Origin of the sequence: Bacillus sp. N5-665, assembly GCF_022637375.2 — a bacterium.
GTDB lineage: Bacteria > Bacillota > Bacilli > Bacillales > Bacillaceae_G > Bacillus_A > Bacillus_A wiedmannii.
In genome coordinates this window covers 2428569-2444129 of the sequence record NZ_CP093325.1, presented here as the reverse complement: position 1 = coordinate 2444129, position 15561 = coordinate 2428569, and the positions used below count along the sequence as shown (strand labels likewise).

17 protein-coding genes and 1 pseudogene are annotated in these 15561 nt (G+C 35.6%); 3 read left to right on the top strand and 15 right to left on the bottom strand.

All coding sequences use genetic code 11. From position 1 onward, the window contains the following. From MNO09_RS15090 to MNO09_RS15070, 5 genes are read right to left on the bottom strand one after another with little or no spacing between them, the layout of a single operon-like run. A complete protein-coding gene (locus MNO09_RS15090; RefSeq protein ID WP_000593397.1) occupies positions 1-696 on the bottom strand; it encodes a DUF969 domain-containing protein in 696 nt (231 codons plus the stop codon). A 21-nt stretch (positions 697-717) separates the two neighbouring features. After that, a complete protein-coding gene (gene pxpA, locus MNO09_RS15085; RefSeq protein ID WP_000207347.1) occupies positions 718-1479 on the bottom strand; it encodes a 5-oxoprolinase subunit PxpA in 762 nt (253 codons plus the stop codon). An 18-nt stretch (positions 1480-1497) separates the two neighbouring features. Then, a complete protein-coding gene (locus MNO09_RS15080) occupies positions 1498-2487 on the bottom strand; it encodes a 5-oxoprolinase subunit C family protein (RefSeq protein ID WP_000382206.1) in 990 nt (329 codons plus the stop codon). Then, a complete protein-coding gene (gene pxpB / locus MNO09_RS15075; protein ID WP_000672246.1) occupies positions 2478-3191 on the bottom strand; it encodes a 5-oxoprolinase subunit PxpB in 714 nt (237 codons plus the stop codon). Before pxpB ends, MNO09_RS15080 begins: the two co-directional genes overlap by 10 nt. 14 nt (positions 3192-3205) lie before the next feature. Next, positions 3206-3958 (bottom strand): IclR family transcriptional regulator, encoded by a 753-nt coding sequence (locus MNO09_RS15070; RefSeq protein WP_000026378.1) that lies wholly within the window; start codon positions 3956-3958, stop codon positions 3206-3208. A gap of 252 nt (positions 3959-4210) precedes the next feature. Between MNO09_RS15070 and MNO09_RS15065 the strand changes: the two are divergent. After that, a pseudogene (locus MNO09_RS15065) lies at positions 4211-4624 on the top strand (hypothetical protein). A gap of 49 nt (positions 4625-4673) precedes the next feature. Here the strand turns inward: MNO09_RS15065 and lepB are convergent. The 4 genes from lepB to MNO09_RS15045 form a co-directional block, all read right to left on the bottom strand. Then, positions 4674-5225 (bottom strand): signal peptidase I, encoded by a 552-nt coding sequence (lepB, locus tag MNO09_RS15060; RefSeq protein WP_000662491.1) that lies wholly within the window; start codon positions 5223-5225, stop codon positions 4674-4676. A 23-nt stretch (positions 5226-5248) separates the two neighbouring features. Beyond that, a complete protein-coding gene (locus tag MNO09_RS15055; protein WP_070168929.1) occupies positions 5249-5926 on the bottom strand; it encodes a copper homeostasis protein CutC in 678 nt (225 codons plus the stop codon). 195 nt (positions 5927-6121) lie between these two features. Next, on the bottom strand, positions 6122-7267 hold the full coding sequence (locus tag MNO09_RS15050) for a stage II sporulation protein P (RefSeq protein ID WP_088107314.1): 1146 nt from the start codon (positions 7265-7267) through the stop codon (positions 6122-6124). Positions 7268-7485: 218 nt separating this feature from the next. Further along, on the bottom strand, positions 7486-8214 hold the full coding sequence (locus MNO09_RS15045) for an ArsR/SmtB family transcription factor (RefSeq protein WP_001103793.1): 729 nt from the start codon (positions 8212-8214) through the stop codon (positions 7486-7488). Between the two features lie 69 nt (positions 8215-8283). Between MNO09_RS15045 and MNO09_RS15040 the strand changes: the two genes are divergently transcribed. Both MNO09_RS15040 and MNO09_RS15035 read left to right on the top strand, forming a co-directional pair. Next, complete coding sequence (locus MNO09_RS15040; protein WP_000991266.1) at positions 8284-8754, top strand: DinB family protein; 471 nt, start codon at positions 8284-8286, stop codon at positions 8752-8754. Between the two features lie 139 nt (positions 8755-8893). Continuing rightward, entirely contained in the window at positions 8894-9253 is a 360-nt protein-coding gene (locus tag MNO09_RS15035; protein ID WP_000716630.1) for a nuclear transport factor 2 family protein, read from the top strand. A gap of 136 nt (positions 9254-9389) precedes the next feature. On the opposite strand, the gene MNO09_RS15030 is transcribed toward MNO09_RS15035, so the two are convergent. From MNO09_RS15030 to MNO09_RS15005, 6 genes are all read right to left on the bottom strand, one after another. Further along, a complete protein-coding gene (locus MNO09_RS15030) occupies positions 9390-10538 on the bottom strand; it encodes an acyl-CoA dehydrogenase family protein (RefSeq protein ID WP_001218346.1) in 1149 nt (382 codons plus the stop codon). A 154-nt stretch (positions 10539-10692) separates the two neighbouring features. Continuing rightward, positions 10693-11325 (bottom strand): YdcF family protein, encoded by a 633-nt coding sequence (locus MNO09_RS15025; RefSeq protein ID WP_000662228.1) that lies wholly within the window; start codon positions 11323-11325, stop codon positions 10693-10695. Between the two features lie 331 nt (positions 11326-11656). After that, positions 11657-12244, bottom strand: a complete 588-nt coding sequence (locus tag MNO09_RS15020) for a GNAT family N-acetyltransferase (RefSeq protein ID WP_000406558.1) — start codon at positions 12242-12244, stop codon at positions 11657-11659. A 462-nt stretch (positions 12245-12706) separates the two neighbouring features. Beyond that, the gene (locus tag MNO09_RS15015; RefSeq protein WP_001289383.1) at positions 12707-14035 is read right to left on the bottom strand and encodes a YjiH family protein; all 1329 of its coding nucleotides are present in this window, start codon (positions 14033-14035) and stop codon (positions 12707-12709) included. Between the two features lie 112 nt (positions 14036-14147). Continuing rightward, positions 14148-15026 (bottom strand): aminoglycoside phosphotransferase family protein, encoded by an 879-nt coding sequence (locus MNO09_RS15010; protein WP_088107315.1) that lies wholly within the window; start codon positions 15024-15026, stop codon positions 14148-14150. Beyond that, positions 15007-15543, bottom strand: a complete 537-nt coding sequence (locus tag MNO09_RS15005; protein ID WP_000440848.1) for a GNAT family N-acetyltransferase — start codon at positions 15541-15543, stop codon at positions 15007-15009. Before MNO09_RS15005 ends, MNO09_RS15010 begins: the two co-directional genes overlap by 20 nt. Positions 15544-15561: the final 18 nt, after the last annotated feature.

Here is a 15561-nt window from a genome sequence, read left to right as displayed (position 1 = left end):
TTATATTGCCTCCTTCTCTTCTTTTTCTTTTAATTCCATCGTTTTCGCTATATATTTATCAAATCTTCTAAATCTGATCCAGCTTACGATAAGTGCTGATATTGCAGTTGGAATACCCCAAAGCGCCATATCCCATACACCGACATGCATACCTACTGAATCGAAGAACCCTTTCATTAATAAAATAGCTCCAGTCGCGATAAATATATCCTCTCCGAAAAACCAAGCTGTATTTTCCGCGGCTGCTGCATTTGCTTTAATCTTTTCTCTCAACTTTTCAGGAAGTTTACCATATCTTCCTTGCGCAGCTCCCTCTGCCATTGGCGCAACGAGCGGTCTTACTGTTTGTGCATGTCCACCAATGTTCAGTCCAAGTGCTGCTGATGATTCTCTTATCGTAAAATATGACATTAACACTCTTCCAGTTGTTGCTCCTTTTGATTTCGTTATAAGTGCTTCTGCTCTTTCTTTTAAACCGTAACGCTCTAAAATTCCGATTACCGGTAAAGTTAATATAATTGGCATAGACATATATCTATTTTCTATGAAAAATTTACCGAACATGCTAATCACATCATAAAAGCTTAATCCTGAAACCATACCAGTAACAATACCTGCAACCATAACTACTAAAAGTGTATTTAATCTAAATAAAAAGCCCACTGCAACAAGTAGTATCCCGATTAATTTAATCATCCCAGCACTTCCCCCTATTTTTTATTTCGGTGCACAAACAGAAATACCATTAAGTTCGAATGTTCTGTATATTTTTTTCGCAAATTGCACTGCTTTCTCTCCATCACCATGTAAACAAATTGTTTTCGCGTGAACTGCTACGTTCTCTCCGTTCACCGCGTTTACGTAGCCTTCTTTCACCATTTGAAGCACTTGCTTTATCGCTTCGTCTTCTTTTTTTATTAGTGCATTTTCTTCCGTACGACTTGTTAATGTCCCATCTTGTTGATACGTACGATCTGCAAAAGCTTCTTGTACGAGAGTTATATTGTATTTTTCCGCAGCCTGTATAAACGCCTCGCTATTTGCTAATCCGTAAAGTAATAGATCGGGATTCATATAATAAATTGCCTTCGCGATTGCATCTGCAATTTCCGAATTAGTCGCCGCCATATTATATAGAGCACCGTGCGGCTTTACATGCTGCATTTTCCCGCCTGCCGCTTTCACAAATGCGTCTAATGCGCCAATTTGATACAATACATAATCATATACTTCACTCTCTGACACATTCATATTTCTTCTTCCAAATCCAATTAAATCCGGAAAACCAGGATGCGCACCTATTGCTACATTATGTTGCAGTGCTTTCTCGACCGTTTTTCTCATTACAGTCGGATCACCCGCATGAAAACCACAAGCAACGTTTATTGATGAAACGAACGGAAGAATTTCATCATCATTCCCCATTTTATAAGCTCCAAAACTTTCTCCTAAATCACAGTTTAAATCGATTGTCGTCACAATGTATTCCTCCTAATTTCAACTTCGTAAAGCGATGAATTTCTTTAATAGATTCATATTTACTTCTTGTTCTATGTACAATTGTTCCGCTTCTTCAAGCGTAGTTTTCTCAAATGAAACATAGTCCCCCGGTTTTAGCTGGGCAAGAAGAGGTAAATCTACTGAAATAATATTTCCCATTCTCGGATAGCCACCCGTCGTTTGCCTATCTGCCATTAATATAATCGGCTGTCCACCATTTGGCACTTGAATGGTCCCGAATGTAACAGGACTCGATAAATTCTCTTTTTCTTCCACCCTATTTAAAACTTCTCCCTCAACCCTATAGCCCATACGGTCAGCGTAATTAGATACTTTATACTCTTTCGTAAAAAATGCCTGTATACTTTCTTCTGTAAATTGATCATATTCAAAATCAGTTATGACACGAAGCTTAGGATATTTCTTATACTTTGGTAGTACGCTGCTGCTAATTGCCCATTTCGTTTTGTTTCGCTCATCGTTTTGTAAGTTTTGAATGCAATGACTGGCCATTTCTGTGTGCGTTCCAATTTGAAAATAATCTCCCTTTTTCAGCATTCTTCCTTCAATACCACCAATCGCAGCACGTATGTACGTACTTTTACTTCCCATCGTACGATCAATATGTATACCACCAGCAAAAGTCACATACGCTCTGCAGCCGCTTTTCACTTTTCCAAAGCAAAGCATGCTACCTTCTTCTGCTAAAATGGGACGCCATAATGGAATACGCTCTCCATTTAATAACGGTTCCATATCCGCTCCGCCAATCGCAAGTAAAGTCGTTTTCTTTATTAACAATTTAGGCCCCATGATCGTCATTTCGAGTCCTGCTTCATTCTCTTCATTTCCTACTAACCTATTGATCATCCGGAGTGCACTTTGATCCATAGCCCCGCCAACTGGTACACCGTACTGTTGATAATGAAATCGCCCTAAATCTTGGACTGTTGTAAACATTCCTGCATGCAAAACTTCTACATCCATTCTTTAGCCCCCTCAAGTGATACGTACTCTTCTTTTGTTATTGGGATAAATCGTAAATACATACCGCTTTGAATATAGGTTGGTGTTTCTTCTTCTGGATTAAATAATGAAATAGGAGTGCGGCCGATAATATTCCATCCTCCTGGTGTTTCAAGCGGATATATACCTGTTTGATTTCCGCCAATACCTACTGAACCAGCAGGTATTTGTAACCGTGGTGTTTCTTTTCTAGGTGTTTCTAGTTCTTTTGATAGTCCTCCTAAATACGGGAATCCTGGTGTAAAACCTAACATATACACAAAATATGTTGTTTCACTATGTATGCGAATGACATCTTCCGCTCGTAATCCTCTACACTGCGCGACTTCTTCTAAATCAGGTCCATATTCTCCACCGTAGCAAACTGGTATAGAAATATGTTTCACATCCTGATTCAATTCTTCTTTATACGAATTACACAGCTCTTTTATATATTGGCAAACGTATTGATATGGCCCTTCACTTCTCCCATTTCGCTTCCATACTTCGTATACATTGTAGTAGACCGCTAATGAAGTAAATGATGGCACACACTCAACCATTCCTGTAAACGGATGCCGTCTCAACGCTTGAAACAATCGTTGCACTTTTTCGTATGTATCCATCCCAATTTCTTCACCAAATGTAACAATAATTGCTTGATCCCCTAACGCAGAAAATTTCATCCCTCTCCCTCTTTCTATGCCAAAAAGCCGAGTTCTTTCGAAATGCGATGTGCGGTTTCCTTCACCTTCGCAATAAAATATGCAATGTTACTTTCGTTATACTCAATTGCTAATCCCGAAATACTAATCCCCGCTACAACCGTTCCATCACTTGCAAAAATGGGCGCTGCTATAGCGGCTGTATGATTTTCTAACTCAGAGTAGCTAATTGTGTGTCCTTCCTTTTTCGCCATTTGTAACACTTCTAGCAATTGTTCCTTATCCACAATTGTTCCATCCGCAAACTGTTTTAAATCCGTTTCCTCTATGTATTTCTGCTTCTCTTCCTCAGAGAAATACGATAGTAAAATTCTCGGACATGCACCCGCATAAAGTGGAGCTCTTCTACCAACCGCTGTATACACGCGTACAGGCTGAGCACCTTCCATCTTTTCAACATAAATTGCGTCATTACCATCTTGAATAATTAAATTAACTGCCTGCCCTAAACTATCTCTAAGCTCTTTCATATATGGAATCGCAATATTTCTTACGGATAATCTTTGTGAAACAAGTTGTCCGAAGCGTAAAAAAACGACTCCGAGATGATATTTCCCCTTCTCGTTTTTTTGTAAAAACTCCATTTCTTCTAACGAGCCAATTAAACGATAAACAGATGTTTTCGGCATACTCGTAAGCTGAACCATCTCTGTTAAACTTAGCTCTTCATGCTCATAAAACAACTCTAAAATATCCATTGTCTTAACTGCCGTTTTATTTATACTCATTCTATCTCCCTCTTGTTCCGAATTTCGGAACTTAAATTCCGTTTTTCGAAACAAACATATAATTTAAAATTATAAAATATTCTTTCAATTCTATCAATATTTTTTTCAATCTCATGAACCGATATATTTGTCAGTAGTTTAAAAAACGTAAATAATTAAATGTATTTGTAAATTTCCACATCAAATCATTACATTTCCAATATATTTAAATTATTATGATATATGTAAAACAACATATAAGGAGTGTTTCTTTTGAAAAAGCTGCTAGTAATTCCTGCTATTATGTTATCTTTTTGTATAGGTTATAATGAGACTTTTGCGACAAATGAAGATACTTATTCAACCGCTAAAGTTGCCCAAAATCATAAAATAGCGAACGAAGAAATTCATTATTTCGGATCAAGTATCTCTAGCTTTAACTATTCTCACGGGGATGACTTAAGCGTTCTTGTAAAAAATATAGGTGATTCTCCTTTTAGTTACACTTTATATAACGCTAAAGGTTCTTGGATGATTGACTGAACTTTAAAACCTGGGGAGCAAGCAATAAGTGAATTTAGTATAAATTGGAGTGATTGGCTTCCTGAAGGTGAATACAAGATAAAATTTAGAAATAATGACGGTTCTCTTTCAAAGGCTCAAGTTATAGCAAAACCAAACATATAAATAAGGCACAAAAAAAGTATGGAAGAATATTTCTTCCATACTTTTTGTTTTATAACGCTCTTACTTGTTTCAACGGCCAGAAAACAGCTTGTCCTTTTCCGACAATCTCATCTTCTGAAATGAATCCAAACATACGACCGTCTTTCGAAACTTCACGATTATCTCCTAAAACAAACACTTGGCCTTCTGGCACTTTCGTTTTTCCTGTGATTTGTTCTAACGTAAAGTCTGGAGTTAAAACACGGCCTGCTGCTTTTTCTTTAAACTCTTTTAAATATGGTTCTTTCATCGCTTTTCCGTTTACATATAAAACATCGTTTTTATACTCAACGGTATCGCCTGGTAAACCAATTACTCGTTTTACCAGATCGTACCCTTCTTTACCGTGGAAGACGATAATATCAAAGCGATCTAATCCACTTATACTATAACCGATCTTATTCACAAGAACTCGTTCGTTATTTTCTAAAGTGGGCATCATCGATTCACCTTGTACTAATGAGGGTGTAAATAAAACACCGCGAATAATAGCAATTAGGACAAGGGTAAATCCTATCGTTTTAGCCCATGAGAATAATTCTTTCTTCGTATTTTCCTTCATCGTTTCTCCTCTTTCTTATGTGCTTATTTTATTATTTGAACTAATTCTTGTACTAAATTAGGATCAATTTCAGAAAAACATGATTTCCCTTCTCTTACCGCTGTACCGACATGAGCTTGCGTGATTCCAGTTTCATCTAGCAATTGCTTTATATTTTCTTTCGTCACGCCAGCTCCAACTACAAGCTGAATTTGACCATCGCTTACCTTTTGCATTTCTGTAAGCACCGGTATATTCTCTACTATATTTCCTTGTCCACCTGAAGTTAAAACGTGAGTCACTTTATGAAACTTCTTTAAAGTTTCCATCGCTTCTACTGGATTTTCTATATCATCTATTGCACGGTGGTACGTTACATTTATTCCATCTACAACATATAGTAAATCCGCTAATTTCTCTTCATCCACTTCATTTCGTTCGTTTAATACGCCTAATACAACACCAGCTGCACCTAACTTCTGCGCAATGACAATATCTTCCTTCATCATTTCAATTTCTTCTTCCGTATATGTAAAAGACTTCGCATGCGGACGAATCATAACGTGAATCGGTATATGTACTGCTTCTACCGCTTTTTTAATAAATGCATAACTCGGCGTTAAACCGCCTTCTGTATAAGATGTAATTAATTCAATTCGCTTCCCGCCAGCTCGTTCAATTCGTTTCACATCTTCTAAACATGTTGCAATAACCTCTAGCATGAGATGACCTCTTTTCGTGCTTTTTTCTTATTATAACATTAGTAAAAATAAGAAACCTAGCTTTCTCCTATAAAACTGTAAAAAGAAGAATGAAAAGAAAGATTTTTTTATTGATTGCCTTCATTGTTAATATTATATTCTACTAAAAAAGGAGTAATCCCTAGCACTTCTGACTAGGTATCACTCCTTTTTATTTTAGTTATTTCTCTTTGTTACCTCATTATAATAGTGGCTAAACGCTTCTACTAATGCGTCAACGGAAGCGTATAATTCTTCTGGTGTATTATCTACCCCTCCCATTTCAATAAGTAATGCATTTGGAGAAAGGTCTTGATTATATACTCCGTTCCCGCTTTTACGATCTTTAATAAAAATCCCTCGGCTTAAACCGTAATACTTCTCATCTAAATATGAATTTATTGCCGTTACTATTTTTTTATTTTTTTCATAGTTAGGATTTTCTCGTCCTAAAATAAAATAGAGCCGTGCATAATTCTTTCCGTTAATATTTTTTGTTGTAATATTTTTTCGTGCATCATCTCTATGAAGGTCCATTGGGAACATAATATTTTTATCTTGTGCTAATTTATCTTGTAATATTTGACGGGATCCTTTGTAAGATTGGGCCCAATTTAAATTTTTATTGCGCAGAAAATCCCTCATATTTGTCGTATCATGTGAAACACCTATTCCTTTTTCTTCTAACTTTTGTTTTAAATAGTTTCCAACAAACGTAATATTCACTTCATTATTTGTACTGGAAGCATCATCGGGTATCGTAGCACCTGGAATAAGAGGAATAAACGCTTCCCAACTATGTGTATGATAAATAAAAACTTTATTTTCACCGTTATTTTGTGTATTTGAATTTTCACCCGTAGAATTGTTTTCTTTTTCATTCTTTGGGTGTTCAATAGCAGTACCTTTATCTTTAATGTTATCTAAAGGAATACTGGATTCTTCGGGAATGTTCGTATAATCTGTTCCTTCCCCAGCAATTAATATTTCCGAATAAAATTGATTCATATTAGGAAGTTCTCGAGTTAATAAACTTCGCAGATCATTTACATTAATATTTGTAGAAAGTGACAGTAAAAAAGATTCCAAAGACGCTCGTCCTTTTTCTTTATGAAATTCTTCTGCAAAATAACGATTTTCACTTCCTATCATATACATAAGTCCTTTAGTAGAATTCGTTCCTAATAACTGATTTATATAAAATGATTTAAATACGCTTGAATTACTAGAAATGAAGAATGAAGTGAGGATACATATAATAGTGAATAAAATACATATCACTATATACCTTAAATTTAATACTTTCAGTTTCACTTTATTCATTTTATATCTCCCTTCATTTACTATATTCTTACGCATAATTTTTAAGTAATATGATTACTAATTTAATAGAACTGCCTCAACTACTATGTTTTCATTTAACCTCTTTCTGTAAAGTGAATGAGCTTAAAGTTGCTGTACGCAAATATCATCAAAGGTTTTAAAAGAAATTAAATAACCTGAGTCTATATAAATATAGAACTCAGGTTATTTAATACTATCTATTTGACCGGAGGCATTGCATTTTGATTGACTTTTTTATTTTCCATGTCAATGTCTAATTGATCTTTCAATAGCTTCACACCTTTTTTTGTAAGATGGACAGCCCGACTCTTATCCGTTTTTGTAATCAATTCCTGTTCAAAAAATAGTTTTGCTATTGCAGATCCTAACCAACCAGAAATATGGTAGCGTCGTTCACTCCAATCAAGACAAGGTTTTGCAAATACTCTCCTTTTTATCTCTGCCGTTTCAATATTTATTCCAAAATTCAGAAACCACTGCTTACCTTGTTCCGTTACAATGTATTCTCCTTTCTCTAAAATTATAAATTCCTTATCTAATAATTTTTCAGTTATATCTACACCGAGTTTGCCTGCAAGATGATCATAGCAAGTTCGAGCATAACGAACTTGTTTTAGTTGATCCGATTGTTTTAAAGAACGAACTTGGACTGTTGGTGCGATTGTTCCTAACTTTTCAAGAACTTCTGCTACCTCTTGATTAGCAAGTCGATAGTAACGATGTCTACCATGTTGTTCAACTGTAAGTAGATTCCCCTCTACTAATTTAGAAAGATGGGAACTAATCGTTGGATGTGACACTTTTGCCTTATAAGCCAATTCGCTAGCAGGTAGTGCCTGATTATTCATTAGACAATCTAAGATAATTGCTCTTGTAGGTTCAGCAATTAGTTTAGCTATATATGAGATATTCGGATATACATTCATATTTCGATGATACCCTAACTATTAAACTGATACAATTATTTTAAGTTTAATAGTAAAGGAGAATGTATTATGAATGCAATTGATCTTAGTATATTAAATTTGAAAGAAACGAGAAGGCGCTCAGAAAAATTATGGAATTCTCTTCCCGATAATTTTCTTAATTGGAAGCCTGATCATGAAGCTATGTCCTTTGGTGAGATGATTCGTCATGTATGGAGCTCAACTTTTTACTATCATATGATTTTAAAAAACAACGGCTCAATAAATGATATACATTTCCCGTATGATGACGAGCCAATTACTTGTGTAAAAAAGGAAATTGAATTGGCACAATCGTACTTTAATGACTTTATAGAATATGTTCAATCCATAAGCATAGCTGAGCTAGATTCAACCCTTATTGATCGAAGCGATGTTGGCTATCAAAGATATTTAGGCGACATGCTATTACGAATTGCCTATCATGATGCGGTCCATGCTGGTCAATTTTTACAATATTTACGAATTATAAACTTGGAAAGACCTTTAATTTGGGATTAAATATAACAAATGTTTACAAAGCTTTCAAACTGGCATTATAATAATACGCAACCAATTATCTAACTAGTCAAAATTCTTTCCGTTAGTTAAAAAGAGCAATTTAGTTGTTGTACGATAATTAATATATGGGGATGATCACGTGAAAAAGCACTCTGAATTAAAAAAGCATTTATGTGAACTGGAGGAAAAACTATTAGAACCTAAAACTCGTACAAATCCAGCAGAACTGGACAAATTACTTGCAGACGACTTTTTTGAGTTTGGAAGTTCGGGAAACGTTTGGTATAAGAAGGATTCTGTTGGTGGAGACGGACTTAGTGTGAGAGAAATGACTCTTTCTAATTTTGAAATATACCCTTTATCGAAGGATACTGTGTTGGCGACATATCTTGTAAGAGATGAAACTAGAATGCAGAATACTTTGCGAAGTTCCATTTGGAAACTGATAGATGGAAAATGGCAAATGTTTTTCCATCAAGGAACACTTACAAAATCATGATAACCATTTATACTAAAAATCTACATCTCAATTTGGTACGTCGTACACATAAAAAGCACGTGTTCGATTACTAATCAAACACGTGCTTTCAAAACAACTACATTGCCCATAAACAATAAAATGTAAGTTAAAAAAACTACGACCGAAACGCCGCATCCGCTAACATAGATAGTGTTGCATCATCCATCGGCGGATTGTGCAATCCTGCTCTGACGTTTAAATAGTAACGATGAAGCGGATTTTTTTCTGATAAACTTTTTGCCCCTACGATGCGCATTGCTTTATCTACAATAGATATTGCCGCATTTGTTACAGCATATTTCACTGCTGCTAATTCGGCTTGCAATGATAGTTTATCCTCTGCTTCATCGTACTTTTTCGCAATTTGATATAAAAAGACGCGAGCTTGCATAAGCTCAAGTTCTAATTCTCCAACTAATCTTCTAACATTCGGCAATAAACTAATAGAATGATTTAAACTATTTGGCTTGTATGATCCCGCAAACTGAACTGCATAATTTCTTGCTGCTTGTGCAATTCCTAAATAACATGCTGGTATATGTAGCAACCAGCCAATACCCTTTTGTTTCACTTTCCCGCCCTTTACATCTGTAAAAAAGCGGTTTTCTATCTCTACATTTTGTAAGACAAGGTCGTGACTAGCAGTCCCTCGCATAGCAACGCTATCCCACGTTTCTTCAATGGATACACCGAGCGTATTTCTCGGAATGACAAACTCTCCAACTTCTTCTCGGCCTTCCATACTCGCTGAAATAATAAAATAATCAAGTATTGGAGCCATCGTTGTAAAAGTTTTTCTTCCATTTATAATCCACTTCTCGCCTTGTTGAACCGCTATTGTTTCTGGTTTACCGCCACGCGTCGGACTCCCTGTTTTTGGTTCTGTTGCTGCTCGGTTAAAGAGTGCACCGTTACGCACTTCTTCGCAAAACCATTTGAACATCTCATCATTCCAAGAGTGATTTTCCGCTAGCTCTTTCACAATGCCAAGATGCCAGCCAATCGATAATGCAGTAGCTCCGCAGCCTTCCGCGATTTTCTCTTGAAATAAAACGAAGTCATATAAAGAAATCGCACTACCACCAAATTCCTTCGGTAACGTTAATTTCGTATATCCGATATCTTTCAAATCACTTATATTTTCATACGGAAATGATCCTAATTCACTTAGTTGATGCTCCCTTTCCATGAACTTTGGAAGCAATTTATTTATTTGTGCAATAATGAAAGATTGTTCTTCTGTTTCAACAAATGAGAGTGCCATACTATAATCTCCTTTATGCTCGATTCATCAACCGCTCACTTTTTCCTTATGATTATATGAAGCTACCTCTCTATTGTTTCACTATTCCGATAAAAATACAATGTTTTTGATTAATAAGAAAAGTTCCTATTTAAAGATAGGTTCTTTTCTTATATTAGTCTCCCTTCAATGCCTTTAACGGCAAAGAGGTTACATATCCAATATACGAGAATAATTCTTTAAAGAAGAATGGAATTTCTGTGTCTAACGTTTTATATGCTGATGTCGGCGTGGGTGAAGCATACGCTTCAATATTAATATGTTTTGCGATTCTCATTGCGCGTTTCATATGAAGTGGATCACTTACAATCGTGTATGTGCGTATTCCGTTCTCTATTCCAACTTCCTTCGCATTCTTTAAGTTTTCTTCTGTGAAAAGGGATTTTGTTTCAATTAAAATATCTTCCTCTTTTACACCTTGTTTCATTGCATATACTCTTGCAGTACGCGCTTCCTCAAGTTCTGCCTCGAACTTTGTACCACCTGTAAAAATAATCTTTTTAATGTCTCCGTTCTTATATAAAGAAATCGCATGATTAATTCTTTCTTTAAATACAGGAGATGGTTTTCCGTTCCAAGAAGCTGCTCCTAGTACGATACCAGCATCCGTTTTCACGCCATCATTTGTTTTAAAACGATAACTCCAAATATCGTAAGCTGCATAACTTACATATAAAATAGCAGAACAAATCATTAGTAAAAATACTTGAAAGATTCGTCTTTTCTTACTCTTCTTATTTTCTTTCATTTGTAATTGCCTCCGTACATCATCCATACTTCTATAAAAAAACATTTATATCAAATCGTTTCGTTTGAGTTTATTTAAAAGAAGGAACTTTACTTGTTATTTATGTATAAAAGGGTTTTCATTTAAAATTGAGGATTATCAATTCATTTTTTATTTGCGGTTTTCATTACATATTTTAAATTCATAAGTTTATTACCATACAACTACATTGTAACGAATTTTTTCTCAGAAGGGAACGATGAAACAAAAGGAATTAAAATAAAGTAGCATTTTGTAAGAAAAAAGGTATATTTTTCATACATCACGAACAATATACCTTTCAAAACACGAATTATAACTTTTCTTTATACAACTCTAAATTTTCTAATAAACGTGCTTTCACAACTGGCCATTCACTTGCAATAATACTATACACAACTGCATCTCTCACATGACCACTTGGCAATTTTCTTTCGTTTCTAAGCACACCCTCTTTTACTGCACCTAGCCTTTCAATTGCTCGTTGTGCTTTTTCATTTCTTGCATCCGTCTTAATTTGTACTCTCAGCATACGTAATTTTTCAAAAGCATACTGGAGAAGCATGTACTTACATTCTGTATTTATACTCGTACGTTGCACACTTGGATGATACCAAGTTTGCCCTAACTCGACTGTCTTATCTTCTACTGAAATATTATATAGACGTGTACTTCCTACAATCGTATTCGTCTGTTGATCCACTACAACGAAAGGTATTTGAGTACCCTTTCCATAACCCTGTATCGCTTTTTGAACGTATTGCTGCATATCTTGCACATTATCCATTTTAGAAATTAAATACGCCCAAATATCCCGATTTCCTTCTACAATCGAAAACAAAGTTTCGACATCATCACTATCTATTAACCGTAACTTTGCTCTTTCATGAGTTATTTCCATTTGAAAGCCCCCTTTGTTGTTACTATATCATATGAAGTGAAAACGTTTTATAAGAATAATAGAATATTTTTAAAAGAATTCCTTTTCAAATATAATCTTCTCGTATAAGGTAGGAAGGATCATCAATAATCTTTAAAAAAGAAATTTTTGATAATTTCCAATAAATTCTATTTGATGATAAAAGGGAGGGGATAAAAATGCTAGATCAAATTACTTGGGGAACGCCAGGCAGCTTATTATGCTTAGGTTTCTTTTTTGCAGGACTAGGAATCTTCTTAAGAAGCATTACGTCATATACGAAAGATAAATAAAAATATCCCCAGACGTGATAGTTGTATATTTTCACGTCTGGGGATATTTGATTTTCTTAGCTTGATAGTAATGTGGGAGTAGCCCGCTTTTAAACAAAAGAAGCCTTCTGTAAAAAGGCTTCTTTATTTATAGCTTTATCTGTTAAAAACTTTAAAGCAACAAATAAGCAATCGGCGTAATAATCAGTAACGTTAATATCGTTCTTTGTACATAGAGAATAATAAGTTCCGATACTTTTAACGGAATGTCTGTCGATAAAATACAAGGAATGGAAGCTGAGAAGAACAATATAGATGATACCGAAACAACTGCAATGACAAACTTTGTCACAAGTGGTGCACTTACAACTAAAAGAGAAGGTAAAAACATTTCTGCAATACCAACGGATGCCGCTTTAGCAGCTAGTTCTGCTTCTGGTAATTGTAATAGCCATGTAAATGGATAGAAAATATAACTGATCCAATCAAATATTGGCGTGAATTTCGCTAAGACGATACCAATTAATCCTACTGACATAATGGATGGTAAAATTCCCATCGTCATAATAAATCCATCTTTTAAATTCACTGCGATATTTTTCATAATACTCGGTGCAGACTTTGATACTTCTAACGCATCTTCCCAAGCACGTTCTAGCATTTTCTCTTTATAAACAGGTTCTGGAAACCCTTCTTCCGTTACATATGTATCTGGTTTTCTACTAAGAGGCGGGATTCTTACGGTGATAGCAGTTACGATGAATGTTACAACGAGAGTAGTCCAAAAATAAACATTCCATAAATGCATAATGTCTAATGTTTTTGCGATGATGATCATAAATGTTGCGGATACTGTAGAAAAACCTGTAGCGATGATCGCTGCTTCTTTTGTCGTATACTTTCCTTCTTTATACACGCGATTCGTAATTAATAAAGCGAGTGAATAACTCCCTACAAAGGATGCAACCGCATCGATTGCTGATCGTCCTGGTGTATTCCATAACGGTCTCATAATGGGACGGCAAAACGTACCGATAAATTCAAGTAATCCGTACCCGACTAATAACGCTAAAAAAGCCGAGCCAATTGGCACGAGTAAACTTACCGATATGACTAGTTTTTCATACAAAAACGGCCCTACATCTGGCGCAAAGAACCAAGCTGGCCCTACTTTCAAGCAATACAATACGCCAAAGACAACACCAACTACTTTTAAAATCGAAAAACAAATGTCTACGATAGATGCATTCCACTTTTTCGTATAAAACGGATAAATCGCACCTATTATCATAACGAGTAGTGCATAATAAGGTACGACGCTCGGAACAGAAGTCCTGATCCATGATACGATATGATCAATCATAATGGACGAAGCACCGTTTATCGTAACTGGTACGAAAAACATAAACACCCCAACTAGACTAGCGAGTATAAACCGGAGAATACCCCCCTTCTCACTCCCAGTCTTAATTACATTCCTTTTTAATTCAATTTCACTCAAAATTCGACACCTCCTATTATCTAAATATTCTGTATAATTATGTTGGATTCCTTCTTTCCATTTCTAATATTTCATCATATGAAAAAGCCTATTTTAAAATAGGCTTTTTCTACTATCTCTCATAATCATCCACAATCACTTGAATAACACGATACGATTCCTCTGCCACTATTTTATTACTAGTCTTATTTGCATCATATGTAATTAACGCTTTCCAAAGTGCCCATCCTCTTGCTCTATTCCACGTTTCTTCATCTATGCGCAATACGTCTTTAAATATGTTTCTGCTATTCTTATCAAAAAATGTCCATGCCATCGCTGCATCACAAGCCGGATCTCCTACTCCTAAAATACCAAAATCAATTACGGCGCAAAGCTTTCCGTCCTTAACGAGTAAATTTCCTGGTGCAACATCCCCATGAACCCAAACTGGCTTGCGCTCCCACGTTGATTTAAGTGCTAAATCCCAAAGATGCTTTAATACTGTTTCATCAAAAACGTCCTTATTATTTTCGATAGCACCTCTCGCCTCTTCGTCATATACAGATATAAGCCCACCTCGGTAAAAATTATGCGCTCCAGCGATCGGTCCGTTACTCGCATCAATGGATTGCAATTCTACTAAAAATGATCCTAAGTCCGTTGCAAATTCATTTAAATCACGAACATTTTGTTTCGTAACGGTTTCTCCCTCTATCCATTTATTAACAGACCATGGACATGGATACGATTCAGATGGATTACCTTTCGCAACTGGTGTAGAAATCGGTAAAGAAAGCTCCTTACTTAATATAGGTAGCCACTTATTTTCTTTCTCTACTTGCGGTGCATATGCTGCATCACTTGGTAATCTGACACTCATCTCATCCCCTAGGTGAAACGTTCTATTATCATGCCCACTAAACTTTACAGGCTTCACGTCTAAATATGCCCATTCAGGAAACTGTTCCCCTATCAACCTTTTAACTAAATCAGTATGAATTTGATTCATTCACTTGCCCCCTTCTCTTTTGAAACTTACTAAGTCCATCTGTACTCCCAACATATTCAAAACCATTTTTCTTATAAAAGTCATTCAACGTACGATTATGCCCGACGCAGTCTAGCTTCAAGTACTCTTTATCATGTTGTACATTTTCGTATACCCACTGTAAAATCCCTTCTCCGATTCCATTCCCCTTATACTTCCGTTTTACCGCAAATCTATGAATATATAAAGAATCGAAAACTTTCTCTTTACCAAAAATACGCTCATCCCATTCACTTTGTTTAGGAGATACTGTAACTGTACCGATTATTTCATCTTCTTTCATAACCACATATGTATATTGCTCTCTTATACCTTCTAGTATTTCAGCCGTAGCTTCTCTGCCTAACAAATACTGCCACTGATCCACTTCTTTATGTTGTAACCACTGTGCTACTTCTTTTAATAGAGTGATGATGCTATCGCTTTCATTTTCAGTAGCAATTCGAATTGTATATTCTTTAACTGTATTTCTCTCCATATTTCTGTTCTCCTTTCA

Bases quoted from the DNA above. Each gene is read 5' to 3' on its own strand.
- MNO09_RS15045 (WP_001103793.1), bottom strand. From the start codon at position 8,214: ATGAATGTATATCCGAATATCTCATATATAGCTAAACTAATTGCTGAA.
- MNO09_RS15040 (WP_000991266.1), top strand. From the start codon at position 8,284: ATGAATGCAATTGATCTTAGTATATTAAATTTGAAAGAAACGAGAAGG.
- MNO09_RS15005 (WP_000440848.1), bottom strand. From the start codon at position 15,543: ATGGAGAGAAATACAGTTAAAGAATATACAATTCGAATTGCTACTGAA.
- MNO09_RS15070 (WP_000026378.1), bottom strand. From the start codon at position 3,958: ATGAGTATAAATAAAACGGCAGTTAAGACAATGGATATTTTAGAGTTG.
- pxpB (WP_000672246.1), bottom strand. From the start codon at position 3,191: ATGAAATTTTCTGCGTTAGGGGATCAAGCAATTATTGTTACATTTGGT.
- MNO09_RS15090 (WP_000593397.1), bottom strand. From the start codon at position 696: ATGATTAAATTAATCGGGATACTACTTGTTGCAGTGGGCTTTTTATTT.
- MNO09_RS15025 (WP_000662228.1), bottom strand. From the start codon at position 11,325: ATGAAAGAAAATAAGAAGAGTAAGAAAAGACGAATCTTTCAAGTATTT.
- lepB (WP_000662491.1), bottom strand. From the start codon at position 5,225: ATGAAGGAAAATACGAAGAAAGAATTATTCTCATGGGCTAAAACGATA.
- MNO09_RS15080 (WP_000382206.1), bottom strand. From the start codon at position 2,487: ATGGATGTAGAAGTTTTGCATGCAGGAATGTTTACAACAGTCCAAGAT.
- MNO09_RS15020 (WP_000406558.1), bottom strand. From the start codon at position 12,244: ATGGAAATAACTCATGAAAGAGCAAAGTTACGGTTAATAGATAGTGAT.
- MNO09_RS15055 (WP_070168929.1), bottom strand. From the start codon at position 5,926: ATGCTAGAGGTTATTGCAACATGTTTAGAAGATGTGAAACGAATTGAA.
- MNO09_RS15030 (WP_001218346.1), bottom strand. From the start codon at position 10,538: ATGGCACTCTCATTTGTTGAAACAGAAGAACAATCTTTCATTATTGCA.
- MNO09_RS15010 (WP_088107315.1), bottom strand. From the start codon at position 15,026: ATGAATCAAATTCATACTGATTTAGTTAAAAGGTTGATAGGGGAACAG.
- MNO09_RS15050 (WP_088107314.1), bottom strand. From the start codon at position 7,267: ATGAATAAAGTGAAACTGAAAGTATTAAATTTAAGGTATATAGTGATA.